Source organism: Desulforamulus putei DSM 12395, assembly GCF_900129195.1.
Lineage (GTDB): Bacteria > Bacillota > Desulfotomaculia > Desulfotomaculales > Desulfotomaculaceae > Desulfotomaculum > Desulfotomaculum putei.
Window position 1 is genome coordinate 229,056 of the sequence record NZ_FQUY01000001.1, and the last position, 26,406, is coordinate 255,461.

The following is a 26,406-nucleotide window of genomic DNA, read 5'->3' on the forward strand; positions in this document are numbered from 1 at the left end:
TATAATCAAGCAAAAAGTGGCAATACTAACCAACTGAAGGAGTGGTTAGTATGATAAGCAGGTTCCTGTGGATCGGTGTGGGGGGATTTTTAGCGGTATTGTTATTCTGCATCGCCATGGTGGGCGGTAGGGTGACCGGCGATGGTACAAAGGCCGCCATGTCAATTTTGCAGGTCTTTGCCCAGCAGGTTCAGCCGACTCTCGCCCCGGATTTGATCATTAGAGAAGAGAACGTTTATCTGTGCGGGGATAGTGAAGAGATAGCCAGAAAAACGGCAGGTTCTTTGGGTGTCAAGACCGAAAAGGAATTGAAGGAAAAATATCATGCCCCGGGCTTTTCGGTGGAGGTCCGTAACGACGAAGTGCTGGTCCGGCAAAAGGTCAATGAATTTTGCAGCTACCACCGTTCCTTCAGGCATTTAGGCATTTATGACAATAAGCTGGCGGTTTACCAGGGACCCCTTGGCTATCACCAAAAACTGCTGAAGGTAGAGGAGTCAATTCCCCTGAACAGCCTGTCTGCGGCCTTTCAGGTAAAACTTCAACAGGTCATGGATTTTTACCACATGACACCGGAGACCCAGGCCAAGCTTCGTTATGAGTTGGAATTTTCCAATGAGGACGCACTCAACGCCATCTTGGAAAACTTGGATGAAATGCAGGACTAAGGACCCGGGATGAAGAGCCGGGTCTTTATTTTTATATTGATGAATTTATAACCCAACAGAACAGAGGTTTGTAGTATAATATTGGCAGTCAGGTAAAAATGGGGGTTCATATGATTATTTTGGGCATAGATCCGGGCACCGCCATTACCGGTTTTGGTCTGGTGGAATACCTGGGAAACCGTTATAAACCCATCGCTTACAGTTGTCTGAGGACCGACCCGGAACTTCCGCTGGATTTACGACTGCAAAGACTTTACCAGGGTTTACAGGAGATTATTGGAACATACAAGCCCGATTTTATGGCTGTGGAACAATTATTCTTTAATAAAAATGCCCGCACGGCTCTGGCAGTGGGCCATGCCAGGGGGATTGCCCTGCTGGCGGGGGCCAATGCCGGTATTCCCGTGGCGGAATATACACCTTTACAGGTTAAGCAAGCAGTGACCGGGTACGGCAAAGCTGATAAACATCAGGTTCAATTTATGGTAAAAACACTGCTCTCCTTAAAAGAGATTCCCAAACCAGATGACGTGGCAGATGCCCTGGCCGTTGCCATTTGCCACGCCCACTGGAGTTCAGACCCGGGAGGACTTATGAGATGATTGCTTATATTTGCGGAAAGCTGGCCGCCGGTGGTCCAGGCTGGGCGGTGATTGACGTGCAAGGCATCGGTTATCATATCCACATTCCATTAACAACCAGGCTGCCCGGCGTCGGGCAGGATATTAAACTCCATACTCATATGGCTGTAAGGGAGGACGGCATTCAATTTTACGGCTTTTCCGATGAAGAGCAGCGGGACTGTTTTTTAGCGCTGCTGGATGTGGCAGGGGTTGGTCCCAAGGTGGCTCTGGCGGTGGTTTCCCACCTGCTACCCGACCATTTGCGGGCGGTCATTGCCGGCGGAGATGTTAACCAACTGGTGAAGGTGCCGGGAGTCGGCAAAAAAACCGCCCAGCGTATTTTACTGGAGCTGAAAGATAAACTGTCCGGACCCGCCATATCCTCCGGTGAGGTTGCTTACAATGACACTGCTTCCCATGGCATGGCAGAGGATGCTGTGATTGCGTTGGTGTCGCTGGGTTATTCTCAGACTGAAGCCAGGGATGCTGTTGGAAGGGCACAAAACAAGGCCCCGGCGAAAGACGTGTCTGCACTGATTAAAGAGGCTCTGAAAGAATTGGCGCCAATGAAGTAGCCTGGGAGGTAACCATGACCGAAAGACTGTTATCTGCATCCGTGCAATCCGAAGACAGTGATCTGGAGACCAGCCTGCGTCCCAGAAGATTAAATGAATATATCGGGCAGCAAAAAGTGAAAGAAACCATCTCCATCTTTGTGGAAGCGGCAAGACAAAGGGGTGAGCCCCTGGATCACGTGCTGTTGTTCGGCCCGCCCGGTCTGGGAAAAACCACCCTGAGCAACATCATCGCCAACGAAATGGGGGTGAATATTCGCATTACCTCCGGGCCTGCCATTGAACGGCAAGGGGATTTGGCGGCCATTCTCACGAATCTCGCCCCGGGAGATGTGCTTTTCATTGACGAAATACACCGTTTGAGCCGGTCGGTGGAAGAAATATTGTACCCGGCCATGGAAGACTTTGCTTTGGACATAGTGCTGGGGAAGGGACCCGGCGCCCGTTCCATTCGGCTGGAACTGCCGAAGTTTACACTGATCGGTGCCACCACCCGGGCAGGCATGCTGGCCTTGCCCCTGCGGGACCGTTTTGGTATTATCAGCCGACTGGAGTTTTATAACACCGAAGATCTCACCAGGATTGTCAGCCGGGCAGCCGGCATCCTTCGTGTTTCCATTGAGAAATCCGGCGCCGAGGAAATTGCCCGTCGCTCCCGGGGGACACCCCGGATAGCCAACCGCCTGTTAAAACGGGTGCGTGACTATGCCCAGGTGAGGGCGGCCGGGGAGATTACCGCGGCAGTGGCGGCAGAAGCCCTGGAATTCTTTGAGGTTGACCCGCTGGGACTGGATCATACCGACCGGCGGCTGCTGCGTACCATTATTGAAAAATTTAACGGCGGACCGGTGGGTCTGGATACCCTTGCGGCGGCCATCAGTGAAGAAGCCGATACCGTGGAAGATGTTTTGGAACCTTTCTTAATGCAGTTGGGCTTCATTGCCCGGACGCCCCGGGGTAGAATAGTGACACCTCTGACTTACCGGCACCTGGGAATTCCTTTAAAAAATGATTCCGAAGGGAATGTTGAACAAAAAACATTGTTTTAGCGGTAAGCATGGTGTAAAGTGGTAATAAAATAACCGATGAGAGGGATCCTAAGTGAGTGAAGAACGCCTGGAACGTTTAGAAAACTTAATGATGGATTTACTGAAAATGGTAGGCGCTAACAATGCTGTGGTGGCAGAGCTGAAAACCGATGTTGCGGGGCTTAGAACCGAAGTTGCAGGGCTTAAGACTGATGTTGCAGTGCTTAAGACTGATGTTGCAGGGCTGAAAAGAAATCAAGAGTTATTCCGGGAAGAATTATTTACCCTATCGGCAAGAATGGATGATATTCAAAAGGACATCAGGGAAATCAAAGAAAGGCTGTTTGATGTAAACATGAATGCCAATTATGCAGTTAGTATGGTCATCAAGCACGACAAAGAAATATTTGCCCTGAAAGAAAGGCTTTCACAGTAAATCAGTAAGAATAACGGAATAGGATATACTATAGAAGGTAGTCCATATTAATCACAACAAAGGGAAGTCATATGAAAAAAATCCTGCTGCATACCTGTTGCGGACCCTGTTCCATCTACCCGCTGGACAGTTTAAGAAACAAAAATTTTGAAGTCTACGGTTTGTTTTATAACCCCAATATTCATCCCTATACGGAGTTTAAGAAAAGACGGGATCAATTGGAACAGTATGCCCGGCAACAGAATTGGAAAGTTATCTTTGACGATGAATACCGGCTGGATGAATACCTGCAGGAAGTGGTTCACCGGGAGGCCCGGCGCTGCCAGATGTGTTATAACATGCGCCTGAGAAAAACGGCCCAGGTGGCTAAGAAGGGGAACTTTGATGCCTTTTCCACCACCCTGCTGGTCAGTCCCTTTCAAAAGCATGAGTTAATCAGGGAGATTGGGGAAAATTTAGCGGAGCAGTACGGGGTACCCTTTTACTATGAAGATTTCCGCCCCGGCTTTCAAGAGGCCGTAGCAAAATCCAAGGAATTGGAGATGTACCGTCAGCAATACTGCGGGTGCATTTACAGTGAAAGGGACCGCTACTACCGGCCCAAGAAAAATGCCAGGGACAAAGGGGGGGGTAAAAATGGCACCCTTTGAATCAATGGCCAAAATGCTTCTGTTTGCCGGGGTTTTTATGGCGTTTATAGGTGGACTCCTGCTGCTGGTCGGTAAAATTCCCGGCATTGGCAAATTACCGGGGGATATTTTTGTCCAAAAAGGAAACTTTACTTTTTACTTTCCGGTGGTAACCTCTATTGTTTTAAGTATACTTCTGACCCTGGTATTAAATTTATTGTTTAGACGCTAATGAAAGCCAAACCCTTGACGAGGCCCTGTTGATACAGGGTATTTTTTGTTGCCGCCCGGTTGAAGATGGCAAGTTGAAAGCCAATAGCAGGAATTTGCCTAAACGTGTCGAACGAGAAATAAAACGCAGTAACGGAAACTTCCTTAATATTTAAACAGAACGCCCCCTGGGCCGGGGTCCTGACCGCAGAGGGTTATAACCACCGAAAAATTCTGGAATACTATTAGACAGATGTTGGGAATAACCCACCCGGGGAAGTCACAAAGGAGTCAAAGCTTTGAAGTTATCGGATTTTGATTTTCATCTGCCGGAAGAGTTGATTGCTCAAGAACCCATCGAAAAACGGGATCAATCCAGGCTGATGGTGGTTCACAGGGACAGCCAGGCAATTGAACATAAAACTTTTAGAGATCTTATTGAATACCTGCGGCCCGGGGACGTGCTGGTTATGAACGAGAGTAAAGTACTGCCGGCTCGGATCTTTGGCACCAGAATCTCCACCGGGGCCAAAATTGAAGTGCTGCTGCTCAGACAGACTTCCGGCAGCCGCTGGGAAGCCCTGGTGAAACCGGGTAAAAAGGCCAGGATTGGGGATGTCCTGGATTTCGGCAACGGTTTGTTGACAGGTATCATCGTCGACCACACAGATGTGGGCGGGCGTATCATAGAATTCAGTTACCGGGAACCTTTTCTGCAAGTGCTGGAGCGGATTGGCACCATGCCGCTGCCGCCTTACATCAAGAAGCCACTGGAAGACCAACAACGCTACCAGACGGTTTACGCCCGGCAAGAGGGATCTGCAGCAGCTCCCACCGCCGGGCTTCACTTTACCCATGAATTATTAGAAGAAATTAGGGCAAAGGGAGTTAAGACGGTAACGGTACTGCTGCATGTAGGACTTGGCACCTTCAGGCCGGTACAGGTGGAAGACATTGAACTGCACACCATGCACAAGGAATACTTTGAAATTACCCCCCAGGCCGCCGAAGAGATTAACCGGGTCAAGGGCCGGGGGGGACGGGTCATTGCCGTAGGTACCACCAGCGTAAGAACCTTGGAAACCTCCGGCAATGAAACCGGGCAGGTTTTGCCTGGCTCCGGGATGACCGACATCTTTATTTATCCCGGTTATAAATTTAAAGTGATCGACGGGCTGATTACTAACTTTCACCTTCCCAAGTCCACACTCCTCATGCTGGTAAGCGCCCTGGCGGGCCGGGAGAAAATACTGGCTGCCTACCGTACTGCAGTGCAAGAAAAATACCGCTTCTTCAGTTTTGGAGATGCAATGTTGATTATTTAGGAGGAATCATGCCAGTAAAAATCGTCATTGAAAAGGAAGAAAAACATACCAGAGCCAGGCTGGGTAAACTTTACACCCCCCACGGGGTGGTGGAAACCCCCATCTTTATGCCTGTGGGCACCCAGGCAACCGTAAAAACCATGACCCCCGAAGAAGTATGGGAAACCGGCGGCAGGCTGATTCTTAGCAACACCTACCACCTTTACCTGCGGCCGGGACATGATTTGATCCGGGAAGCCGGGGGACTCCATAAATTTATGAACTGGCAAGGTCCCATTCTGACAGACAGCGGCGGTTTTCAGGTTTTCAGTTTAGGGCCGCTCAGAACCATCACCGAAGAAGGGGTTGAGTTTCGTTCCCATATTGACGGGTCCAAGCACTTCTTTACGCCGGAAAAGGTGATGGAAATCGAAGAAGCCCTGGGGGCGGACATCGCCATGGCCTTTGATGAATGTGCTCCTTATCCCTGCGACAGGGACTATGCCCTGGCTGCGTTGGAGCGCACCACCCGCTGGGCGGAACGTTGCAAAAAAGCCCACAAGAGGGACGATCAGGCCCTTTTTGGTATCATCCAGGGCGGTGTTTTTAACGATCTCAGGGAACGCAGCGCCCGAGAATTAATTGAGATGGACTTTCCCGGTTATGGTATCGGGGGGCTTTCGGTGGGAGAACCGAAGGAACTGATGTATGATGTTTTGGACCACTTAATTCCTATCATGCCGAAGGACAAACCCCGCTACCTGATGGGAGTGGGTTCCCCTGACTGCCTCATTGAAGGAGTTATACGGGGTGTGGATATGTTTGACTGCGTGCTGCCCACCCGTATCGCCCGCAATGGCGCCGTGTTTACCCATAAAGGCCGGCTTACCATACGCAACGCGGAATATGCCAGGGACTTCCGGCCCCTGGATGAGCAATGTGATTGCTACGCCTGTCGCAACTATACCAGGGCCTACATACGCCATTTAATAAAAACCGACGAAGTCCTGGGGATCCGGTTGACAACCATACATAATTTGCATTTTATTCAGCATTTAATGGGAAAGATAAAAGAGGCCATCCGGGAAGACAGGTTGTTGGAGTACAGGGCGGAATTTTTGTCGCATTTTAATGCAGGTTAAATTTTGTTAGGTTGGCAGGGAAAACCTGTCTCTAAGAAGAAATTGTTTTTATGCCAGCAGAAAGGAGGGTTTACATTGAATTTAGGACCACAAACGGCTTCCATCATCTATATTGTCGCATTGTTTGCCATTCTTTACTTCTTGATGATCAGGCCACAGCAAAAAAGACAGAAGCAGCATGCTGCCATGATCAAAGCTTTGAATGTCGGTGACAACATCATTACCGTTGGGGGACTTCTTGGCTCCATTGTTAAGATTAAGGATAACACCGTTGTCTTAAGAGTGGCAGATAAAGTGCACATTGAGGTATTGAAAAACGCCATTGCCCAGGTGTCCGAGAAAAAAGAAGCCGAATAAGGAACCTGATTCACTTAACAGAAGCTTATTTGTAGTCTCAGACAACAGGTTTTAATGCGATGCACGATAGAGTAGGCAAGTCCTACTCTATTTTACACTTGAATAAATTCCTTTACGTTGTAAATAGGAGTGAAGAAAGCGTGAGCATAACCCTTGAAGATGTCAAGCAAAATCCCGTGGTGGATGCCTGTATACGGAAGGGAAATGAATACCTGGGAGTCATGGGATTTACTGAACACAGCTACAGGCACATCAACCTGGTTTCCAGCATCGCTAGGAATATTTTGGAAAAGTTGGGACGGCCCCAGAGAGAATGCGAGTTGGCAGCCATAGCAGGCTATTTGCATGATATCGGCAATGTGATCAGCCGTAACGATCATGGGATCTCAGGGGCCAATATTGCCTTTACCCTGTTATTAAATATGGGAATGCCTCCGGAAGAAGTCTGTACGGTGGCCTCCGCCATTGCCAATCATGAAGAGCAATACGGGTATCCTGTTAATTCCGTGGCCGCCGCCCTGATTGTGGCAGACAAGTCCGATGTTCACCGCTCCCGGGTGCGCAACCAGGATTTTGCCACCTTTGACATTCACGACCGGGTCAACTACGCGGCTTCCCATGCCTTTGTTTATGTCAATGATGACCGCCGTACCATCACCATGGAACTCAGTATTGATATTGAGATTTGCCCGGTCATGGAGTATTTTGAAATATTTCTCACACGAATGATGCTGTGCAGGAGAGCGGCGAACTACCTTGGTTGTAACTTTGAATTAGTAATAAACGGCGCAAAATTGCTATAAAGGGAACAAGAGTTTAATTGACAGGAGATTTTTGCAGGTATATAATTAATTTTGTTTATTTGCAGTATAAAAGGGGGAAAATTGGTGATGAAATGGGGCAAGGTACTCAGACTGTTCGCAGTTATTATTGCCGTAGCTGTTATTGCTGTCGCCAGCACACAGCCCATCTTCCCAAATGTAAAATGGTTACCGTTAACTAAGGAAATACCGCTGGGTCTGGATCTGCAGGGTGGCGTGCATGTAACGCTGGAGGCCAAGGACACCCCGCAGGCCAAAGTAAATGATGAGACCATGAAGCAACTCCTGCAAACCATTGAGCGACGGGTGAATGCCTTTGGTGTTTCCGAACCAATCATCCAGCAGGAGGGTAAAAACCGGATTATTGTGGAACTGGCCGGTATTAAAGATCCGGAGAAAGCTGTTAATGAGATAATAAAGACTGCCTTTTTGGAATTTAAAACCGAGGACGGTAAGACCATTCTTACCGGCGCTGATTTGAAAAATGCCGTTGAGTCGAAGGACCCTGTGTCCGGCGCTGTGGAAGTAGACCTGGAATTTAACAAAGAAGGAACAGAGAAATTTGCTTCTGTTACTTCTACCAATGTTGGGAAGCGTATTGCCATTCTGTTGGACGGACAAGTTCTGCAAAACCCCGTGGTACAAGAACCCATTACCGGGGGTAAAGCCCGCATCACCGGTTACAACAGTTTGGAAGAAGCCCACACCATTGCAGTACTGCTGAAATCCGGTGCACTGCCCCTGAAAGCAGAGGTCATTGAGAAGCGTACCGTAGGTCCCACCTTGGGCGCGGATTCCCTGGATAAGTCCATAAAAGCCGGTATCATTGGTGTAATTGCCATTTTAGCTTTCATGTTAGGTTATTACCGTGTCCCGGGCTTGGTTGCCAACTTTGCTCTGGTGGTTTATGCCCTGATTGTTTTAGGCATCTTTGCTGCCATGCATGTGGTGCTGACCCTGCCGGGTATTGCGGCCTTCCTGCTTTCCATGGGTATGGCGGTGGATGCCAACGTCATTATCTTTGAACGACTGAAGGAAGAACTGAAGAGCGGCAAAACCCTGCGCTCCGCCATTGATGCCGGGTTTAAGCGGGCCTTTGTGGCGGTGCTGGATTCCAACGTTACCACGTTAATTGCCGCCGCCGTATTGTTTTATTACGGTTCCGGTCCCATTAAGAGCTTTGCCGTGGCCCTGTCCGTGGGTATTTTGACCAGTATGTTCACGGCCATTACCTTTACCCGGTGGATGCTGCACAACACCGCCGATACCGGCATCAAGAACACCAAACTCTATGGGGCGTAAGGGGAGGTAGAAGCATGTTTCACATTATCAAAACCCGTAAGATTTATTACATTCTCTCCCTAGCCATTATCATCCTTGGTATAGTCTCACTGTTGACCCGGGGCCTTAACCTGGGCATCGATTTCACCGGCGGGAACCTCGTAGAACTCCGGTTTAAAAATCCTACCACGGTAGAGAATGTGCGGGCAGCTCTGGCTGACTACAATCTGGAAGACAGTAAGATACAAAGCAGTGGAGAAAATACTTATCTCATTCGAACAAAAGTCCTGTCCCAGCAAGAAAGTGACAAGGCCTTTAACGGTATCAGTGAAAAACTGGGCGGCGCCACCATGCTGCGCAATGAGCTGGTGGGACCGGTCATCGGTAAGGAACTGACCCGCCAAGCCCTGCTGGCCCTGGGAATCGCCTCTGTACTGATGGTTCTCTACATTACCTGGCGGTTTGAGTTTTTACAGGCCATCGCCGCCATCGGCGCCCTGCTGCATGACGTATTAGTCATGGTCGGGATGGCTTCCCTGTTACAAATCGAAATTGACAGTTCCTTTGTGGCTGCTGTATTAACCATCATCGGTTATTCCATTAACGATACCATTGTTATCTTTGACCGCATTCGTGAGAACCTGCGGCAGAACCGCAAAGAAGAACTGGCCGACCTGGTCAACAAGTCTCTGTGGCAAACCATGGCCCGCTCCATTAATACCGTGTTAACTGTGGTGTTTGTACTGTTGGCTCTGTTTTTCTTTGGCGGCACCACCATTCACAACTTTGTGACCCTGCTGCTGATTGGTATCATCAGCGGCGCCTATTCTTCGATCTTTAATGCCAGCCCCATTTGGTATGATTTAAGACGCCTGCAAAGAGAACGCAAACGTTCCGTAAAGGCGGCAGCTTAAAAATAAAAATATCGCGCGGGGAAATCCCTCGCGCTAATTTTTTATTTTGACGAGGAGGAAGAATATGCTGGATCAAATCAGAACCGAACAGTCCCGCAACCGCATCATTGTTACAGTCATCGGACAGGATAGGGTTGGTATTATTGCCAGGGTTTCCACAATACTGGCAGACAACCATATTAATATCCTGGACATCAGCCAGACCATTTTGCAGGAGTTCTTTGCCATGGTGTTGATTGCGGACATGGAGAAAAGCGCCATTGAACTCAGCGCCTTGAAGGAAAAACTTAGTCAACTGGGTCAGGAACTGGGAGTGAAAATTGAAGCCCAGCATGAAGATGTATTCCGCTATATGCACCGTATATAAACGCATATAAAGTAGGAGACGCATTAGGAGGGTCATATGTACAGCATCAATGAAGTTCTGGAAACCATTCGCATGGTACAGGAAGAAAAACTGGATATCCGCACCATTACCATGGGTATCAGCCTGAGGGACTGTGCGGACTCCGATTACAGGAAGTCCTGTCAAAAGATATATGATAAAATAACCACTCGGGCTGCCAACCTGGTGCAGGCCGGCGAAGAAATTGAACGTGAGTATGGCATTCCCATTATCAATAAACGGATTTCCGTTACCCCCATCTCACTGGTGGCGGAAAGCAGTGACGCTGAAAACTATACAGCCTTTGCCAAGGCCATGGACCGCGCTGCCAAAGAAGTAGGCGTCAATTTCATCGGCGGGTTCTCTGCCCTGGTCCATAAGGGTTTTACCAAGGGCGACCGTATCTTAATTAATTCCATTCCCGAGGCCTTGTCTGCCACCGAAAGGGTCTGTTCATCCGTGAATGTCGGCTCCACCAAGGACGGCATCAACATGGATGCGGTTTACCGCATGGGACAGGTGATTAAAGAATGCGCAGAACGTACAGCCGATCAAGACGGTCTGGCCTGTGCCAAACTGGTGGTATTCTGCAATGTGCCGGAAGACAACCCCTTTATGGCCGGCGCCTTTCACGGCATAGGAGAACCCGAGTGCACCATCAACGTTGGTGTCAGCGGCCCCGGCGTGGTGAAAAACGCCGTAGCAAAGGTGAAGGGCAGCGACTTCGGCACCCTGGCGGAGACCGTTAAAAAGACTGCCTTTAAAATCACCAGAATGGGAGAACTGGTGGGCCGGGCAGCGGCCAAAAAATTGGGGGTTCCCTTTGGCATTGTTGACCTGTCCCTAGCGCCCACTCCCGCCGTGGGGGACAGTGTGGCGGAGGTTTTGGAAGCCATGGGACTGGAAACCTGCGGTACCCACGGCACCACAGCCGCCCTGGCGCTCTTAAATGATGCTGTGAAAAAAGGGGGGGCCATGGCTTCCTCCTACGTGGGGGGGCTTTCCGGCGCCTTTATCCCCTTAAGTGAAGATGCCGGCATGATCCGTGCCGCCGAAAAAGGTGTGCTGACCCTGGAAAAGCTGGAGGCCATGACCTGTGTTTGCTCGGTGGGGCTGGACATGATTGCCATCCCAGGCGACACACCGGCTGAAACCATTGCGGCCATCATTGCCGATGAAATGGCCATTGGCATGGTGAACTTCAAAACCACAGCCGTGCGCATCATACCGGCCCCCGGCAAAAAAGTAGGGGATCATGTGGAATTTGGCGGCTTGCTGGGACACGCGCCCATCATCCCGGTCAAAGCGGCCGGAGCCGCGGAATTTGTTTCCCGCGGCGGACGCATACCGGCGCCCATTCAGAGCCTGAAAAACTAAATGTAAGCATTAAACAAAACTATACTTATATTGGTATAAATTAAGGCTTAATGATTCTTACGAGCTTGTCGAAATCATTAAGCCTTTTTCTTTTCATGCAAAGTAGAGAATAAAATCAAAACCCCGTTCATAAAATTTCGCTCTCCAACGGTTTTATGCTATAATTTTCTATATCTTATCCCCGAGGTGTATTTGTGCAATCCTATACCTTTAAAGTTAAACAGGAAAACGCAAAAACCCGGTTGGACGTCTTTTTAGCCAGCCACTGCCAGGACATAAGCAGGTCCTACATACAAAAACTGATCGATGAGGAACTGGTTACAGTTAACGACCGGCCTGTCAAGGCTAATCATAAACTAAAAACCGGGGAAGTTGTCCGTATTGCAATTCCCCCTGCGGAAGAATTAAAGGTGGAACCGGAGAATATTCCCCTGGATATCTATTATGAGGACAGCGATGTCATTGTGGTAAATAAACCCAGGGGAATGGTGGTTCACCCGGCGGAGGGAAATACCTCCGGTACGCTGGTGAACGCCCTGCTGTATCATTGCAGTGATTTATCCGGTATTAACGGGGTGCTGCGTCCGGGTATCGTGCACAGGCTGGACAAAGATACCTCCGGCCTCATTATGGTGGCTAAAAATGACCATGCTCACAATGCTCTGGCCCAACAGTTAAAGGACAGAACGGTGACCAGGCGATACCGTGCCCTGGTACATAATAATATTAAAGAGGAACAGGGCACTGTCAATGCACCCATCGGCCGGGACCCCAGGGACAGGCAAAAGATGGCAGTCATTGAGCGCAACTCCAAGCCGGCCGTCACACACTACAGGGTTTTGGAACGTTTTGGCCGTTACACCTTCATTGAATGCCGCCTGGAAACCGGACGAACCCACCAAATCAGGGTCCACATGGCCTACATCGGTTTTCCTCTGGTGGGAGACCTCAGGTACGGTCCCAACAAACCCCATTTTAATCTGGACGGTCAATTACTGCATGCCATGGTCCTGGGCTTCCATCATCCTTCCAGCGGGGAATACCTGGAGTTTACAGCTCCTTTACCGCAAGTTTTTGAAGACATTTTAAAGCATTTGAGGGAACGTGGAAAACCCTGATAAGTCCTGAAAATGCTGTTAAAAGCCATAATAGGATGTTCTTTATGTTTTCCCAGCAGCTCACTGAGCTTCTGGGTTACCTTCAGACCCCCGTATCCTGCCCCTAATATAACAATGTTTTCCTCCGACACAATAATACCTCATGAATTATTGTGACCGGAAAGTCTGCGGATCATGAAAGGTTTGCCCATAAAAAAATTTTCCCGGGGTACAATAAAAACCGGGAGGGTTTTTTATGGAACAGGTTAAAGGAGAATTATGTTCATTGAAGGACAGAATCGATGTGCTGGCCAGGAACATGGAAAAAATGAAGCTGGCCGAGTATGTGGCGCTGTTGGAGGATACCAGGCGTCTCCTGTGGGTGAACTTTATTTCGGGCATCGCCCGTGGTTTGGGGATTGCCGTGGGTTTTACCGTTTTAGGGGCGGTGATACTGTATTTTTTGCAAAAATTATTGCTGTTAAACCTGCCGGTCATCGGGGGGTTCATTGCCCAGATAGTACAAATGGTGCAAATAAAAATGTACTGAACTTTATCAACGAAACCAGTTCAGCACTTCGATAAAAAGGGCGGCCACCCCGGCAGCCATCAGAGGACCCACCGGTTGACCGTTAAAGAACAGGATACCGATTACCGAACCCACAATGAGGCCGAAGATAATGCCCGGGTCTATTTGCATGAGCTTTAGCCCTTCACTGTTTAGATGGGTGGCCAGCGCTCCGGAGATGATGGCCAGCAGGCCGGGTAAAGAGGTGACATTATAAAGGAGTTCCCTGGTTGTCACCTTGTCTGTGGCAATGGGGACAAGGATGGAAAGCAGAAGAAAAAGCAAGCCCAGTTCCAACCCGTGGGTTTCCAAGTAGGGAAAAAGAACATCCAGCTTGCTGAACTGCAGGATCAGCAGGATACAGGCACAGGTGGAAATAAGGTTTGACCTGGCTGCAAGTCCAATTAACAGCAATATGACCATGGTAGTTTCGCCGGAGTGCATTGTCATGGCTCCTTTACGTGGACAGGATTACTTACAGTATATGCGTCCATGTCCGCCGCTAGCACGAAGGGGTAAATCAGGTCCGGCATCATGATTGGTTGATACATATGCGGGCTCCTATCCTGGGATCCATGTCTTGGATCTCATGTAGGAGCCTTTAAATAATTAGTTTCTGTTTTTTCTTTGCAGCACAGCCTTTAACGTATCCGCCCTAAGTCCCACCCGCAGGGCTTCCAGTGCCAATACTTCATGGGGGTTAACATTGCCGATATTGACATTGGCTCCAAACCGGAGAATCAATTCCTGCTGCTGCTCTTTGATGGGAGCCTCCCAGATTAATTTGGTGGCATCATTGATGCTGTAGACCAATTCTTCCAGTTCGGACATAATTAAGTTACCGTCCTTGTCATAGAGTCCCACAGCTTTTCCTGATTCCCGACCCTCTACAATCACGTGGGAAGCGCCGCAGGACAAATCATGGTTAACCAACTGAACAATTTCTTTTATTTCGAATTCGTTATTGGGGTCCTTTTTGCCAACCTCAGAGAGAACTTTAAAGCCCATTTCACAGGCCGTGGTAATAGCTTCGGCACGAAGCTTCAGGCTCATGTCAATGGTGCCGTCTGAGACTTCGACAGCGGTAAACCCGAAATCCCGGGCCATTGCCAAATATTGCCTGAGCTTGTCCTGGAGAACCGCCACTTCTAAAAAGGTGCCCCCCGGGTAGATATCCACCCCGTGCGAGGTAACCAGGTGAATTTTTTCCTCCAGAACCTCATTGTAGTACAAAGCAGAGGTGCCAAAGCCAAGTTTGAAAAAGTCAATATAATCTCCTGCCAGGTTCAGCAGGTCCCGGGTTTCACCCAGACCCAGACCTTTGTCAATGATCATGGTCAGACCTGTGGTACGTGGCTTAGCGGACCGTTTCCCCATTGGAAATTGCAGCAGCTCCTGCCACGTTTTTTTCGCCCCGCTTGTGGTCATCAGGCTAACAACTCCTTTCACGGGCCCCTATTTTGAGCGAGGTCCGTCTCACACCTCCTGTACATTCCCGTGTATAACGGAGTGTTCCACCTGAGTTTAATCTATGCGAACAGTAATCAAGAGGTCACTGGTTTGTGGTACCGCCATTATTTACCTGTCCACCCCCATTTCTCCTTCGGTCAGCAGGTAAAGGTTTGCGGGCCACCACAGATGCATTGGGCCAGCAGGCTAGGCTGTTATAAATGTAGGCAGGCTGTGCAACGGGGTCAACCACGGTTTGTTTGGCTTGTGTTTCCCGGGCCTTTTGATTGCCTTCTTGCTGGGAGGCCTGCAGCGCTTTCACCTTGATAAAAAAGAACGCCAGGACCGCTGCTACCGCTGCCAATCCTGCGGAGGCCCAGAACATGACATCCGGCCCGATGCCCACCAGCCAGCCGAACAAGGGAGGTCCCGCAGCCACACCGAGAAAACGAACGCTGCCGTATAAGGAGGTGACCAGTCCCCGTTCATCCTTGTCCGTGGAACTTGTAATTAAGGTATTTAAACAGGGGAGTACCAGGCCGGTACCGATACCCGCAAAGGAGATACCGGCGAAAAAGGCATATATATTATTAAATATGGGGAGTGTCACCAGGGAGGCGGCAATTAAACCATGCCCTATTACCACCAGCCACTTCATGACACTCACTTGCTTCTTAATTAAAGCCCCGGTGATATAAGAAGTGGTACTCATGAACAACACCGGTATGGCCAGGGCGGCGCCTTTAAGCACACCGTCCATGGCGAATTTTTTCTCCAGATAATCTGACAAATAAAATAAAACACCAAAAAGGATTAAAAGAGCGGCCGAACCTGCAAAAAAACAGCTGAGCAGCAGAGGCGACTTCTTTTTAAAGATTTTTTTAATAGAGTTAAGATATTGTTTGACTCCTTTTGGTTCCTTTTGAGCATCGGGCTCTTTAGTAATAAACCAGACGCCCAAAATCACCACTGCAATCACAATGGGAAAAAAGAAGAAGATGGCCCACCAGGCAATGAGTCCCAACAGGGAACCCAAAATGGGGCTGGCCACTTTGCCCATACCATTGGAGAACTCAATAACCCCCAGGGACTTGGCCCTTTCTTTCCCCTTCCAGAGATCGCCGCAAAAAGCCATGGCAATGGGGGCGGTACCGGCAGCGCCAATCCCCTGAATGATTCTGCCGCCTAATATCAAAGGAAAGGCCTTCTCTTTTAAAAACAGGGCCGCAGCCCCTGCCAGCAGGCCTCCCAAGCCATAAAGGAAAAGACTGGGAATAATAACTTTTTTGCGCCCATAACGATCAGACAGAAACCCGGCTAAGGGGATAACCAGCCCTGCCGGTACAGAAAAAAGGGTTATAACCAGGCTGATTTGCATTTGGGATACCTTGAGGGCCTCTGACATTTTCGGCAGTACAGGAATCAGCATGGAATTTCCCAGTACCATGATCAAAGGGACTCCGGCCAGTGCTGCCAGGGTAAATTTATTTACTTGATTCCCCTTATTTCCTGCTGCGGCTGCCTGCGACAAGAGAATCACGTCCTTATCAAAAGATGGGCAACATGTATTTTGTCTCTTCGAACTTTTTGCTATGCATTTCAGCCAACCTTGCCGCATATCTAAGTAAAGGAAAAGATGGTAAGCGGAGGGGTATTATGTTTTTTGTTACAGATAGAATTGTCTTTGCCATGGCCCTGCTGCGCTGCTTTTCAGCCAGTATTGAACTTACGGCAGCCTTTTTAATGTTGAAATTTGGCAGGGTGGAAACGGCTTTAAAAATAAATGCCGTGCTGGCCATGGTTGGCCCGAGCATTATGGTACTGGTGACCACCCTGGGGCTGGCAGGATTGGCAGGGAAGGTCTCCTTCAGTAAACTGGGGATTATCTTTTCCGGCGTTGTACTAATTTTCTACGGCATCAGCCGCCCCTAATAGGTTTTTTCTTATTTCTTACCTCATTTCCCACATCTCAATTGACAGTGTTGTCTCCGGGTGGTAAACTTATACCAGCTAACCTTTAATTTGGTCCAGTGAGGCCGGTAAGGAACATAGAAAACCTCATTTAAGGTTAAACTATGCATGCTTACCGTAACCGGTAAGCATTTTTAGCGTGTTATCTTCTTGGAGGTGTCCTTCATATGAACGAGCGGGATCTCAAGGAAAAAGCCCAGATACTGGATGATAAGGGTATGAGAAGGGCTCTGGTCCGGATCGCCCATGAAATTATCGAACGGAACAAAGGCGTGGAAAATGTGGCTTTAATCGGCGTGCGGCGCCGCGGGGTTCCCCTGGCCCAGCGTCTGGCCAAGTATATCAGCGACATTGAAGGAACCACTGTGCCGGTGGGCATTTTGGATATCACCCTGTACAGGGATGATTTGACCACACTGGCCAATCAGCCACAGGTTCATCAAACGGAGGTTAAATTCCCGGTCACCGGCAAAAAGCTGGTGCTGGTGGACGATGTGCTTTATACCGGTCGCACTGTCCGGGCCGCTTTGGATGCCATTATGGATTTAGGCAGACCGGAAGTGGTACAACTGGCGGTTTTAATTGACCGGGGCCACCGGGAGATTCCCATTCGGGCTGATTATGTGGGGAAAAATGTCCCCACTTCCCGCAAGGAGGTTATTTCCGTCCGGTTAACGGAAATTGACGGCGAAGAAAGAGTAGTCATTTTAGAAGGAACAGAATAATGTCCCTGAAAAACCTTTAAAAACGGTCCAGAGAGGCCGGCAAGGTGATCCCCCCGGGTTAGGGATTCAGGCAGAGATGTACCTTATTCGCTGGGTAAGCAGCCAAATTGCCGGCCTCAGCCAGGTTTTCAAAACCTGGTTGGGGCCCTTTTATTTAAAAAAAGTGCTACTTTAATAAAAAAAAGGGAACGGATAATACAAAGGAGGGCTGAGGTATGTTTTGGCAAAGAAAAGACCTGTTGGGACTCAGACAACTGACACCGGAGGAAATCAACCTGGTGCTGGATACCGCGGTGCCCATGAAAGAAATTATTGGCCGAAAAATAAAAAAAACACCCACTCTGCGGGGGCGCAGCGTGGTGACCCTGTTTTACGAAAACAGTACCAGAACCAGATCCTCCTTTGAGCTGGCAGCCAAGTTTCTCAGCGCTGATACCGTGGGGCTGTCTGCCTCCGGCAGTTCGGTGGCCAAGGGAGAAAGCCTGCGGGATACCGGCCTTACCCTGACAGCCATGGGCGTGGATGTGGTGGTTATGCGGCACCCGGCCAGCGGTGCGGCCGAGTACCTGGCCAGGTGTATTCCGGCGGCGGTCATCAATGCCGGGGACGGCACCCACGAACACCCCACCCAGGCCCTGCTGGACATGTTTACCATCCGGGAAAAGAAGGGGAGTTTGGCGGGCCTTAAAGTGGCCATCGTAGGAGACATCCTGCACAGCCGGGTAGCCAGGTCCAACATTTGGGGCCTGACCAAGATGGGAGCCGAAGTGAGGGTGGTGGGTCCTGCCACCTTGCTGCCGCCGGACATTGAGCAAATGGGAGCCAGGGTGTATACCGAAGTGGAGGCTGCCCTGGAGGGGGTTGATGTGGTCAATGTATTGCGCATCCAATTGGAAAGACAGCAGCAGGGATTATTCCCGTCCCTCCGGGAATACAGCCGGCTCTTTGGCATAAACCAGAAGAGGTTGGAATTAACAGCGCCGGACGCTTTAATTATGCATCCGGGCCCCATGAACCGGGGTGTCGAAATTGATCCCCAGGTGGCCTACGGCAACCGATCGGTGATTAACGAGCAGGTCACCAACGGTGTAGCGGTTCGTATGGCATTGTTGTACCTGTTAACGGGAGGTGAACATAATGCGATTTCTCATTAAAGGCGGAACAATTGTAGACCCTGTGGCTGAGACCCTTACAGAATCAGATGTTTTAGTGGCAAACGGCCTTATTGTGGAAACAGGCAAGGAATTGAAAGATCCGGAGGCAGCCGTCATCGATGCCACCGGCAGGTATGTCTGCCCGGGGTTGCTGGATATGCATGTCCACCTGCGGGAGCCGGGCTATGAATATAAAGAAGACATACAAAGCGGCACCCGGGCTGCGGCCATGGGCGGCTTTACCGCAGTGGCCTGCATGCCCAATACCAACCCGGTGGCGGACAACGCGGCAGTGATTAGTTTTATAAAACAGAAGGCCCGCCATGCCGCTGTCGGGGTTTACCCCATCGGGGCGCTGACCAAGGGTTCCCAGGGGAAAGAGTTGACCGAAATGGCCGATTTAAAGGCCGCCGGGGCGGTGGCCCTGTCCGATGACGGCCAGCCGGTGATGGATGCCGGCACCATGTACAGGGTCATGCAGTATGCAGCGATGCTGGGGCTGACGGTAATCTCCCACTGTGAGGATTTAAGCCTGGCCGCCGGCGGCCAGATGCATGAGGGCGCTGTGTCCACCATGTTGGGTCTGAAAGGGATTCCTGCCGCTGCCGAAGAGGTGATGGTGGCCAGGGACATCCTGCTGGCCGAGGCCACCGGTTGCCGGCTGCACCTGGCACATATCAGCACCGAGGGCAGCGTACGGCTGATCAGGGAGGCCAAGGCCCGGGGCATTAAGGTTACGGCTGAGGTCACACCCCACCACTTTACACTGACAGATGAGGCGGTGCAGGGTTTTAATACCAACGCCAAAGTAAACCCGCCCCTGCGCCGGCAGGCGGACGTGGAGGCAGTGAAAGAAGGGCTGAGGGACGGCACCATCGATGTCATTGCCACCGATCATGCACCCCATGCCTACTACGAAAAGGATGTGGAGTTTCAATATGCGCCCAACGGGCTGGTCGGACTGGAAACCGCCGTGGGACTGGTCTTTACCCGATTGGTACAGCCAGGCATCCTCACCGTACCCCAGGCGGTGGCAAAGCTGAGCTGGCATCCCAGGCAGGTGCTGGGACTCCCCGGGGGAAGACTGACGCCCGGTGCGGTGGCGGACATCACCGTCATTGACCCCAACTTGAGTGAAGTAGTGGACCCGGCCAAACTGCAAAGTAAAAGCAAGAACACTCCCTTTGCCCGGTGGAAATTAACGGGGCTGCCGGTTATGACCATGGTAAATGGCAATATCGTTATGCAGGAAAGACGGCTCCTGGTGTAGAAATAAACAGTAGATAATTATACAGACTAATGTATAATTATACAAAGAAGTAACAAAATGACGGAGGTGTCTTTGCATAATGCAAGCATATTTAGCGCTGGAAGATGGAACCGTTTTTACCGGCAAGGCCTTTGGCGCCACCGGCGAGCAGTGGGGAGAAGTGGTTTTTAATACCGGCATGACCGGTTATCAAGAGGTTTTAACCGACCCGTCCTATTGCGGGCAAATCGTGGTCATGACCTACCCGCTGATCGGCAATTACGGTATCAATAAAGACGATTTTGAGGCCAGGAGTTCCTTTGTCCGGGGATTTGTGGTGAAAGAAGCATGCGACCGTCCCAGCAACTGGCGGGTCAGCAACAAAATTGATGAATTTTTGGCCCGGGAAGGTGTCATTGGGATTTCTGGTATCGACACCCGGGCCTTAACCAGACGTATCCGCAACCACGGTACCATGCGGGGCGTCATCAGCACCGGGACGGTTGACCCCCGGGAACTGGTGGAAAAGGCCAAAACCTGCCCGTATATTTCCGGGCAGGAACTGGTGCCCACCGTAGCCACCAAAGAAATTTACACTGTTCCCGGCAGCGGGCACCGGGTGGTGCTGATGGATTTTGGCGCCAAGGCCAATATTATACGCTGCCTGAATAATCGGGGTTGTGAAGTGATTGTGGTGCCGCCCACCACCGGTGTGGCAGAAATCCTGGCATTAAATCCTCAAGGTATTATGTTGTCCAACGGCCCCGGGGACCCCACCGATGTACCCTATGCCATTAAGACCGTAAAAGAACTCATTGGCAAGCTGCCTGTTTTCGGCATCTGCCTGGGCCACCAAATTATCGGTCTGGCCGTGGGAGGCAAAACCTACAAATTGAAGTTTGGCCACCGGGGAGCCAACCACCCGGTGAAGGACCTGGCCAGCGGCCGGGTATACATCACTTCCCAAAATCATGGTTTTGCGGTGGATAAAGAGTCGCTGCCCCAGGACATTGCAGTTTCTCATATCAATTTAAATGACAATACCGTCGAGGGGCTTTGCCATAAGCGCCTGCCTGTCTTCTCGGTGCAATATCACCCGGAGGCAGCCCCCGGTCCCATGGATTCTGAATATCTGTTTGACCGCTTCCTGGTGCACCTCAATCAATATGCAGCGCAGTGAAGGGAGGTAACCCATGCCCAAAAAGCAGGGGATTAAAAAAGTACTGGTAATTGGTTCCGGACCCATTGTCATCGGTCAGGCGGCGGAGTTTGACTACGCCGGCACCCAGGCCTGTCGTGCTCTGAAGGAAGAGGGCCTGGAAGTGGTGCTGGTGAACTCCAACCCCGCCACCATCATGACAGATGCCAACATGGCCGATAAAGTTTATATTGAACCGCTGACGCCACAATTTGTCACCAGGGTGATCCGGCAGGAAAAGCCTGACGGCTTGCTGCCCACCCTGGGAGGGCAGGTAGGGCTTAACATCGCCCTGCAACTGGCCGAGCAGGGGATTTTGGAAGAAGAAGGCGTCACTCTGCTGGGGACGCCTCTGGATGCCATCCGCAAGGCGGAAGACAGGGAAATGTTTAAGCTGATGATGGAACAGATCGGTGAGCCGGTTCCCGAAAGCACCATCGTTTGTTCGGTGCGGGAAGCGGTGGAGTTTGCGGATGCCATCGGCTACCCGGTCATTGTGCGACCGGCCTACACCCTGGGCGGCACCGGCGGCGGCATTGCCCAAAGCCGGGATGAACTAAAGGCAGTGGCCGTCCGCGGCCTCAAGCACAGCTTGATCGGGCAAATTCTGGTGGAACGCAGCGTGGCCGGCTGGAAAGAAATTGAGTATGAAGTCATGCGGGACAGCGCGGACAACTGCATCACCGTTTGTAATATGGAAAACATCGACCCGGTGGGAATCCACACCGGGGACAGCATTGTGGTGGCCCCCTCGCAGACCCTCAGCGACCGGGAGTACCAGATGCTGCGCAGCGCATCTCTTAAAATCATCCGGGCTTTGGGCATTGAGGGAGGCTGCAATGTGCAGTTTGCCCTGGACCCGCATAGCTTTAAATATTATGTCATCGAAGTGAATCCCAGGGTATCCCGTTCCTCGGCCCTGGCCTCCAAGGCCACCGGCTATCCCATCGCCAAGGTGGCGGCCAAAATTGCCATCGGCCTCACGCTGGATGAAATACGCAACGCCGTGACCGGCAAAACCTATGCCTGCTTTGAACCAAGCCTGGATTATGTGGTGGTAAAGTTCCCTCGCTGGCCCTTTGACAAGTTCACCGGAGCCGACCGGTCCCTGGGGACCCAGATGAAAGCCACCGGGGAAGTCATGTCCATCGACCGCACCTTTGAGTCCGCCCTGTTGAAGGCCATCCGCTCCCTGGAGGTGGGAATTTACGGCCTGCATCTGCCGGAAATGGCCGAGTTGCCTATGGAAGAGCTGGAAAACAAACTGGCAAAGGCAGAGGATCTGCGGTTGTTTGCGGTGGCGGAGTTCTTCCGGCGGGGGGGCAAGATAAAACGGGCTAATGAACTCAGCGGCATCGACATGTTCTTTCTGGATAAAATCCGGGACATCGTTGACTTTGAAAGAAAACTTCAACAGACAGCGGCGGGGGGCTTGAGCAAGGAGATATTGCTGCGGGCTAAAAAATACGGGCTGTCGGATCAATACATCGGCCGGTTGACCGGCCTGTCGGAAGAGCAAATAAGGGAGGCCAGGCAGTCCTTCGGCATCGAGCCGGTTTATAAGATGGTGGATACCTGTGCCGCCGAGTTTGAAGCGGTAACTCCCTATTACTATTCCTGCCACGAGTCAGAAACCGAGGCAATCCCCACCGGCCGGCCCAAGGTGGTGGTGCTGGGTTCGGGTCCCATCCGCATCGGCCAGGGAATTGAGTTTGATTATTGCTCGGTACACTCGGTATGGGCACTCCGGGAAGAGGGAATCGAAGCCATCATCATCAACAACAACCCGGAGACCGTCAGTACTGATTTTGATACCGCGGACCGGCTGTATTTTGAACCCCTGGTGGCGGAAGACGTCTTAAATATCCTGGAAAAGGAAAAGCCCCAGGGAGTCATTGTACAATTCGGCGGCCAGACGGCCATTAACCTGGCCAAACCCCTGGAGGCCGCCGGTTATCAAATCATCGGCACCTCGGTGGAAGCCATCGATATGGCGGAGGACAGGAAACGGTTTGATCAATTTCTTACGGAGTTGAATATTCCCAAGCCTGCGGGACGAACTGCCTTTTCGGTGGAAGAAGCGGCCGGCATCGCCGAAGAAGTGGGTTTTCCGGTGCTGGTGCGTCCTTCCTATGTCCTGGGCGGGCGGGCCATGGAAATCGTTTATTCCCGGCAGGAACTCCTGTCTTATATGGAAAGGGCGGTAAAAGTCACGCCGGAACACCCGGTGCTGGTGGACCGCTATATGGTGGGCCGGGAATTTGAAGTAGATGCTGTTTGCGATGGGACCGCGGTCTTAATTCCCGGCATTATGGAACACATCGAACGGGCAGGGGTCCATTCGGGAGACAGCATCGCGGTGTACCCGGCCCAGACCCTGACCCAATCTCAGACAGAGCAAATGGTGGACTACACCCGGCGTATCGCCCTGGCCCTGGGGGTCAAAGGGCTGGTTAATATCCAGTATGTGCTGCACGAGGGTCAGATATATGTCATCGAAGTCAACCCCCGTTCCAGCCGAACGGTTCCTTATTTGAGCAAAGTCACTGGCATTCCGATGGTTAACCTGGCCACCAAATGTGCCCTGGGCAAAACCCTGGCAGAAATGGGTTATCAGGGGGGTCTGGTGCCGGATGCCGGTCTGGTGGCTGTCAAGGCGCCGGTATTCTCCTTCGGCAAGCTGCTGGATGTAGATGTTTCCCTGGGGCCGGAAATGAAGTCCACCGGCGAGGTGCTGGGGGTTGACAAGGACTTCTCGGTGGCCCTGTACAAGGCCCTGCTGGCCGCCGGTACCGAGTTTCCCAAGCAGGGGACCGTGCTGGCCACCATTGCCGACCGTGACAAAGAAGAGTCTCTGCCCGTGATCCAGGGCTTGTTGGAACTGGGGTACAAGGTTTGCGCCACCCGTGGCACTGCAAAGTTTTTAAAGAAACACGGCATTGAAGTAGAGGTCGTCAACAAAGTGGGCGAGGGTGGACAAACCATTGTGGACCTTATCAAAGCCGGCAAGATCAATCTTGTCATCAACACCATCAGCCGGGGCAAGGAACCCCGGCGGGACGGCTTCAAAATCCGCCGGTCGGCGGTGGAACACGGCGTCCCCTGCCTGACCTCCATGGACACCGCCTGGGCCATGGTGGAGGTGCTCTACGGTATTCAAGAAGGGGAAATACCCGATTTAATCCCCCTCCAGAACTATATCGACAAGCGGCAGCAACCCTGATAATTTCATATGAAGACGGTATGTTCGGAAATTTGTACAGGCAGTTGAGGTGGCCTTTAGCCGTTAGCCATTGGCCATTAGCCCAAAAGGCCAAAGGCCAACAGCCAAAGACTAATGGCCAGATGAGTAACAAGGGACGGTCTTTGCCACGATCCCTTGTTTGGTTAGAAGTCCTTGCCAAGGCTGGCATCAAGAGGTTAAACTTAAGACATATTGTTGAGAAAGTTCAACAAAAGGTTTGGAGGGGTTGTTTATGTCCAAGGTGCTGGATGCCAAGGTAATGGCGGTTTTACCGGTGGCGCCGGAAACCTACTATATGGAGTTGGAGGCTCCGGAGATTGCCCGGCTGGCTGTGCCGGGCCAATTTGTGCATGTACGCTGCAGCAATTCTCAAGACCCGCTGCTGCGCAGGCCCATTTCCATTCATATGGTCAGCCGCCCCAAAGGGATCCTGGCTCTGCTGTTCCGGGTGGTGGGCAAGGGTACCGAACTGCTAGCCCAAAAGCAAATTGGCGACGTGATCAATGTAATGGGCCCCCTAGGTCGGGGCTTCACCTTGCCGCTGCCGGGTTCCCGGGTGGCGGTGGCGGCCGGCGGCATCGGGGCGGCGCCCCTGGTATTCCTGGTGCAGGAACTGGCCAATATGAAGTGCCAGGTGACCGTGTATCTGGGGGCCAGGGACAAGAAGAACCTGCTCTGTGACGGCCAGTTTGTACAAATGGGAGCGGAAGTGGTGATTGCCACCGACGACGGTTCCCTGGGCTTTAAGGGAACAGTGCCGGAGATGATGCGTCGTCACAACGACTGGCGGCGGACGGCCATGACCTACGTGTGCGGTCCCAAAGGAATGATGAAAGAAATCTCGGCTATGCTGGCCGAAGCCGATGTACCCGGGGAAGTGACCCTGGAAGAACATATGGGCTGCGGGGTGGGCGCCTGCCTTTCCTGCACGGTGAAAATTGCCCACCATGGGCAGATCACCAACAAGAGAGTTTGCGCCGACGGCCCGGTATTTCCATCCTGGCAGGTGGTGTGGGATTGAAACCGAATTTAGCGGTAACCATCGGCGGCGTTAACATGAAGAACCCCGTCACCACGGCCTCCGGCACCTTTGGTTTTGGCCGGGAGTACGGGCCCTATATCGATATTAACAGGCTGGGCGCCATTGTGGTAAAGGGGACAACCCTGGAGCCAAGGGAAGGTAATGCCACCCCGCGGCTGGTGGAAACCCCTGCCGGCATTTTAAATTCCATCGGTTTACAAAATCCCGGAGCGGATTATTTGGTGGAGCATTATGCTCCTTATTTTGCAACACTGCAAACCAGGGTCATCGTTAACATCTCCGGCAACACCGTAGAGGAATATGCCCGGCTGGCGGCCAAGCTGGACGGCGTGCCTGGCATTGCCGGGCTGGAGGTCAATATCTCCTGTCCCAATGTGAAAAAGGGCGGCATGGCCTTTGGCAGCCACCCAGCCACCGCAGCCCAAGTGACAAAGGCCGTCAAACAGGCCACTGCTTTACCGGTGATTGTGAAACTGTCCCCCAATGTCACCGATATTGGGGAAATCGCCAGGGCGGTGGAAGCAGCCGGGGCGGACGGGTTATCAGTGATGAATACCCTGCTGGGCATGGCCATTGATGTGCGCAAGAGAAAACCTGTTTTAGGCAACATTATGGGCGGTCTGTCCGGCCCGGCGGTAAAACCGGTGGCAGTGAGGGCGGTCTGGCAGGTATACCGGGCTGTGAAGCTACCCATCATCGGTATGGGCGGCATTACCACCGCCGAAGATGCCCTGGAATTCATCCTGGCCGGGGCCACTGCAGTGGCGGTGGGAACTGCCAACTTTGTCAACCCCCGGGCCACCCTGGATGTGCTTGAGGGGATTGAGGCATATTTAGTGGAAAACAGTATAACAGATATTAAAGAACTGGTGGGAGCGGCTCACAGGTAAAAAACACCCTCTCGTTAAGGGTGTTGAATGTATATACTCATTGTATAGCAACAAGAAAAAAATGTAGAT

The 26,406-nt window shown here is 51.4% G+C and carries 28 protein-coding genes; 25 read left to right on the forward strand and 3 right to left on the reverse strand.

What is annotated here, in order from left to right; all coding sequences use genetic code 11:
- Positions 1 to 50: 50 nt before the first annotated feature.
- The 17 genes from BUB67_RS00960 to BUB67_RS01040 all read left to right on the forward strand — a co-directional run bounded on the left by BUB67_RS00960 (position 51) and on the right by BUB67_RS01040 (position 13,397).
- Positions 51 to 668: a hypothetical protein gene (locus BUB67_RS00960; protein ID WP_073234267.1), complete on the forward strand. Its 618-nt coding sequence runs from the start codon at positions 51 to 53 to the stop codon at positions 666 to 668.
- Positions 669 to 778: 110 nt separating this feature from the next.
- Positions 779 to 1,270, forward strand: a complete 492-nt coding sequence (ruvC, locus tag BUB67_RS00965; RefSeq protein ID WP_073234271.1) for a crossover junction endodeoxyribonuclease RuvC — start codon at positions 779 to 781, stop codon at positions 1,268 to 1,270.
- Positions 1,267 to 1,866, forward strand: coding sequence for a Holliday junction branch migration protein RuvA (gene ruvA, locus BUB67_RS00970; protein ID WP_073234274.1), 600 nt, complete (start codon positions 1,267 to 1,269; stop codon positions 1,864 to 1,866). Before ruvC ends, ruvA begins: the two co-directional genes overlap by 4 nt.
- A 14-nt stretch (positions 1,867 to 1,880) precedes the next feature.
- Entirely contained in the window at positions 1,881 to 2,915 is a 1,035-nt protein-coding gene (gene ruvB / locus BUB67_RS00975) for a Holliday junction branch migration DNA helicase RuvB (protein ID WP_073234277.1), read from the forward strand.
- Between the two features lie 52 nt (positions 2,916 to 2,967).
- The gene (locus BUB67_RS00980) at positions 2,968 to 3,330 is read left to right on the forward strand and encodes a hypothetical protein (protein WP_073234280.1); all 363 of its coding nucleotides are present in this window, start codon (positions 2,968 to 2,970) and stop codon (positions 3,328 to 3,330) included.
- Between the two features lie 71 nt (positions 3,331 to 3,401).
- Positions 3,402 to 3,980, forward strand: coding sequence for an epoxyqueuosine reductase QueH (locus BUB67_RS00985; protein WP_073234283.1), 579 nt, complete (start codon positions 3,402 to 3,404; stop codon positions 3,978 to 3,980).
- Positions 3,967 to 4,191 carry a DUF2905 domain-containing protein gene (locus BUB67_RS00990; RefSeq protein ID WP_073234287.1) on the forward strand — a complete coding sequence of 75 codons (225 nt, stop codon included), beginning with the start codon at positions 3,967 to 3,969 and terminating at the stop codon, positions 4,189 to 4,191. The genes BUB67_RS00985 and BUB67_RS00990 overlap by 14 nt, the downstream gene beginning before the upstream one ends.
- A gap of 277 nt (positions 4,192 to 4,468) precedes the next feature.
- Positions 4,469 to 5,494, forward strand: a complete 1,026-nt coding sequence (gene queA, locus BUB67_RS00995) for a tRNA preQ1(34) S-adenosylmethionine ribosyltransferase-isomerase QueA (protein WP_073234290.1) — start codon at positions 4,469 to 4,471, stop codon at positions 5,492 to 5,494.
- Between the two features lie 8 nt (positions 5,495 to 5,502).
- On the forward strand, positions 5,503 to 6,615 hold the full coding sequence (tgt, locus tag BUB67_RS01000) for a tRNA guanosine(34) transglycosylase Tgt (protein ID WP_073234293.1): 1,113 nt from the start codon (positions 5,503 to 5,505) through the stop codon (positions 6,613 to 6,615).
- A gap of 75 nt (positions 6,616 to 6,690) precedes the next feature.
- Complete coding sequence (yajC, locus tag BUB67_RS01005; protein ID WP_073234296.1) at positions 6,691 to 6,972, forward strand: preprotein translocase subunit YajC; 282 nt, start codon at positions 6,691 to 6,693, stop codon at positions 6,970 to 6,972.
- A gap of 140 nt (positions 6,973 to 7,112) precedes the next feature.
- Entirely contained in the window at positions 7,113 to 7,775 is a 663-nt protein-coding gene (locus tag BUB67_RS01010; RefSeq protein ID WP_073234299.1) for an HD domain-containing protein, read from the forward strand.
- An 87-nt stretch (positions 7,776 to 7,862) separates the two neighbouring features.
- Entirely contained in the window at positions 7,863 to 9,095 is a 1,233-nt protein-coding gene (gene secD / locus BUB67_RS01015; RefSeq protein WP_073234302.1) for a protein translocase subunit SecD, read from the forward strand.
- A gap of 14 nt (positions 9,096 to 9,109) precedes the next feature.
- The gene (secF, locus tag BUB67_RS01020; protein ID WP_073234305.1) at positions 9,110 to 9,988 is read left to right on the forward strand and encodes a protein translocase subunit SecF; all 879 of its coding nucleotides are present in this window, start codon (positions 9,110 to 9,112) and stop codon (positions 9,986 to 9,988) included.
- Between the two features lie 64 nt (positions 9,989 to 10,052).
- Entirely contained in the window at positions 10,053 to 10,355 is a 303-nt protein-coding gene (locus tag BUB67_RS01025; protein ID WP_073234308.1) for an ACT domain-containing protein, read from the forward strand.
- Positions 10,356 to 10,391: 36 nt separating this feature from the next.
- Positions 10,392 to 11,750 carry a PFL family protein gene (locus BUB67_RS01030; RefSeq protein ID WP_073234311.1) on the forward strand — a complete coding sequence of 453 codons (1,359 nt, stop codon included), beginning with the start codon at positions 10,392 to 10,394 and terminating at the stop codon, positions 11,748 to 11,750.
- A gap of 194 nt (positions 11,751 to 11,944) precedes the next feature.
- A complete protein-coding gene (locus BUB67_RS01035; protein ID WP_073234315.1) occupies positions 11,945 to 12,868 on the forward strand; it encodes an RluA family pseudouridine synthase in 924 nt (307 codons plus the stop codon).
- A gap of 235 nt (positions 12,869 to 13,103) precedes the next feature.
- Complete coding sequence (locus BUB67_RS01040; RefSeq protein WP_073234319.1) at positions 13,104 to 13,397, forward strand: DUF5665 domain-containing protein; 294 nt, start codon at positions 13,104 to 13,106, stop codon at positions 13,395 to 13,397.
- A 6-nt stretch (positions 13,398 to 13,403) separates the two neighbouring features.
- Here BUB67_RS01040 and BUB67_RS01045 read toward each other — a convergent pair whose 3' ends face one another.
- The 3 genes from BUB67_RS01045 to BUB67_RS01055 all read right to left on the reverse strand — a co-directional run bounded on the left by BUB67_RS01045 (position 13,404) and on the right by BUB67_RS01055 (position 16,395).
- Positions 13,404 to 13,859 carry a DUF441 domain-containing protein gene (locus BUB67_RS01045; RefSeq protein ID WP_073234321.1) on the reverse strand — a complete coding sequence of 152 codons (456 nt, stop codon included), beginning with the start codon at positions 13,857 to 13,859 and terminating at the stop codon, positions 13,404 to 13,406.
- Positions 13,860 to 14,024: 165 nt separating this feature from the next.
- Positions 14,025 to 14,843 (reverse strand): phosphosulfolactate synthase, encoded by an 819-nt coding sequence (comA, locus tag BUB67_RS01050; RefSeq protein WP_073234324.1) that lies wholly within the window; start codon positions 14,841 to 14,843, stop codon positions 14,025 to 14,027.
- 124 nt (positions 14,844 to 14,967) lie between these two features.
- Positions 14,968 to 16,395: an MFS transporter gene (locus tag BUB67_RS01055; protein WP_073234328.1), complete on the reverse strand. Its 1,428-nt coding sequence runs from the start codon at positions 16,393 to 16,395 to the stop codon at positions 14,968 to 14,970.
- A gap of 125 nt (positions 16,396 to 16,520) precedes the next feature.
- Between BUB67_RS01055 and BUB67_RS01060 the strand changes: the two genes are divergently transcribed.
- The 8 genes from BUB67_RS01060 to BUB67_RS01095 all read left to right on the forward strand — a co-directional run bounded on the left by BUB67_RS01060 (position 16,521) and on the right by BUB67_RS01095 (position 26,337).
- The gene (locus BUB67_RS01060; RefSeq protein WP_073234332.1) at positions 16,521 to 16,796 is read left to right on the forward strand and encodes a YqhV family protein; all 276 of its coding nucleotides are present in this window, start codon (positions 16,521 to 16,523) and stop codon (positions 16,794 to 16,796) included.
- A gap of 206 nt (positions 16,797 to 17,002) precedes the next feature.
- Complete coding sequence (gene pyrR / locus BUB67_RS01065; RefSeq protein ID WP_073234335.1) at positions 17,003 to 17,560, forward strand: bifunctional pyr operon transcriptional regulator/uracil phosphoribosyltransferase PyrR; 558 nt, start codon at positions 17,003 to 17,005, stop codon at positions 17,558 to 17,560.
- Positions 17,561 to 17,775: 215 nt separating this feature from the next.
- On the forward strand, positions 17,776 to 18,714 hold the full coding sequence (locus tag BUB67_RS01070; RefSeq protein ID WP_073234338.1) for an aspartate carbamoyltransferase catalytic subunit: 939 nt from the start codon (positions 17,776 to 17,778) through the stop codon (positions 18,712 to 18,714).
- Positions 18,698 to 19,984, forward strand: a complete 1,287-nt coding sequence (locus tag BUB67_RS01075) for a dihydroorotase (RefSeq protein ID WP_073234341.1) — start codon at positions 18,698 to 18,700, stop codon at positions 19,982 to 19,984. The genes BUB67_RS01070 and BUB67_RS01075 overlap by 17 nt, the downstream gene beginning before the upstream one ends.
- Positions 19,985 to 20,063: 79 nt before the next feature.
- Positions 20,064 to 21,143, forward strand: a complete 1,080-nt coding sequence (gene carA, locus BUB67_RS01080) for a glutamine-hydrolyzing carbamoyl-phosphate synthase small subunit (protein WP_073234344.1) — start codon at positions 20,064 to 20,066, stop codon at positions 21,141 to 21,143.
- A gap of 13 nt (positions 21,144 to 21,156) precedes the next feature.
- The gene (gene carB, locus BUB67_RS01085; RefSeq protein WP_073234348.1) at positions 21,157 to 24,384 is read left to right on the forward strand and encodes a carbamoyl-phosphate synthase large subunit; all 3,228 of its coding nucleotides are present in this window, start codon (positions 21,157 to 21,159) and stop codon (positions 24,382 to 24,384) included.
- Between the two features lie 253 nt (positions 24,385 to 24,637).
- Entirely contained in the window at positions 24,638 to 25,426 is a 789-nt protein-coding gene (locus tag BUB67_RS01090; RefSeq protein ID WP_073234351.1) for a dihydroorotate dehydrogenase electron transfer subunit, read from the forward strand.
- Positions 25,423 to 26,337: a dihydroorotate dehydrogenase gene (locus BUB67_RS01095; protein WP_073234354.1), complete on the forward strand. Its 915-nt coding sequence runs from the start codon at positions 25,423 to 25,425 to the stop codon at positions 26,335 to 26,337. The genes BUB67_RS01090 and BUB67_RS01095 overlap by 4 nt, the downstream gene beginning before the upstream one ends.
- Positions 26,338 to 26,406 lie beyond the last annotated feature (69 nt).

Excerpts from the sequence above, each read along its gene's own strand:
- pyrR (WP_073234335.1), top strand. The coding sequence starts at position 17,003 with ATGAACGAGCGGGATCTCAAGGAAAAAGCCCAGATACTGGATGATAAG.
- BUB67_RS01090 (WP_073234351.1), top strand. The coding sequence starts at position 24,638 with ATGTCCAAGGTGCTGGATGCCAAGGTAATGGCGGTTTTACCGGTGGCG.
- BUB67_RS01060 (WP_073234332.1), top strand. The coding sequence starts at position 16,521 with ATGTTTTTTGTTACAGATAGAATTGTCTTTGCCATGGCCCTGCTGCGC.
- carB (WP_073234348.1), top strand. The coding sequence starts at position 21,157 with ATGCCCAAAAAGCAGGGGATTAAAAAAGTACTGGTAATTGGTTCCGGA.
- tgt (WP_073234293.1), top strand. The coding sequence starts at position 5,503 with ATGCCAGTAAAAATCGTCATTGAAAAGGAAGAAAAACATACCAGAGCC.
- carA (WP_073234344.1), top strand. The coding sequence starts at position 20,064 with ATGCAAGCATATTTAGCGCTGGAAGATGGAACCGTTTTTACCGGCAAG.
- BUB67_RS01075 (WP_073234341.1), top strand. The coding sequence starts at position 18,698 with ATGCGATTTCTCATTAAAGGCGGAACAATTGTAGACCCTGTGGCTGAG.
- BUB67_RS01040 (WP_073234319.1), top strand. The coding sequence starts at position 13,104 with ATGGAACAGGTTAAAGGAGAATTATGTTCATTGAAGGACAGAATCGAT.
- ruvC (WP_073234271.1), top strand. The coding sequence starts at position 779 with ATGATTATTTTGGGCATAGATCCGGGCACCGCCATTACCGGTTTTGGT.
- BUB67_RS01030 (WP_073234311.1), top strand. The coding sequence starts at position 10,392 with ATGTACAGCATCAATGAAGTTCTGGAAACCATTCGCATGGTACAGGAA.
- BUB67_RS01025 (WP_073234308.1), top strand. The coding sequence starts at position 10,053 with ATGCTGGATCAAATCAGAACCGAACAGTCCCGCAACCGCATCATTGTT.
- BUB67_RS01045 (WP_073234321.1), bottom strand. The coding sequence starts at position 13,859 with ATGCACTCCGGCGAAACTACCATGGTCATATTGCTGTTAATTGGACTT.
- BUB67_RS00985 (WP_073234283.1), top strand. The coding sequence starts at position 3,402 with ATGAAAAAAATCCTGCTGCATACCTGTTGCGGACCCTGTTCCATCTAC.
- secD (WP_073234302.1), top strand. The coding sequence starts at position 7,863 with ATGAAATGGGGCAAGGTACTCAGACTGTTCGCAGTTATTATTGCCGTA.
- ruvB (WP_073234277.1), top strand. The coding sequence starts at position 1,881 with ATGACCGAAAGACTGTTATCTGCATCCGTGCAATCCGAAGACAGTGAT.
- BUB67_RS00960 (WP_073234267.1), top strand. The coding sequence starts at position 51 with ATGATAAGCAGGTTCCTGTGGATCGGTGTGGGGGGATTTTTAGCGGTA.
- secF (WP_073234305.1), top strand. The coding sequence starts at position 9,110 with ATGTTTCACATTATCAAAACCCGTAAGATTTATTACATTCTCTCCCTA.
- BUB67_RS01070 (WP_073234338.1), top strand. The coding sequence starts at position 17,776 with ATGTTTTGGCAAAGAAAAGACCTGTTGGGACTCAGACAACTGACACCG.
- ruvA (WP_073234274.1), top strand. The coding sequence starts at position 1,267 with ATGATTGCTTATATTTGCGGAAAGCTGGCCGCCGGTGGTCCAGGCTGG.
- comA (WP_073234324.1), bottom strand. The coding sequence starts at position 14,843 with ATGACCACAAGCGGGGCGAAAAAAACGTGGCAGGAGCTGCTGCAATTT.
- BUB67_RS00990 (WP_073234287.1), top strand. The coding sequence starts at position 3,967 with ATGGCACCCTTTGAATCAATGGCCAAAATGCTTCTGTTTGCCGGGGTT.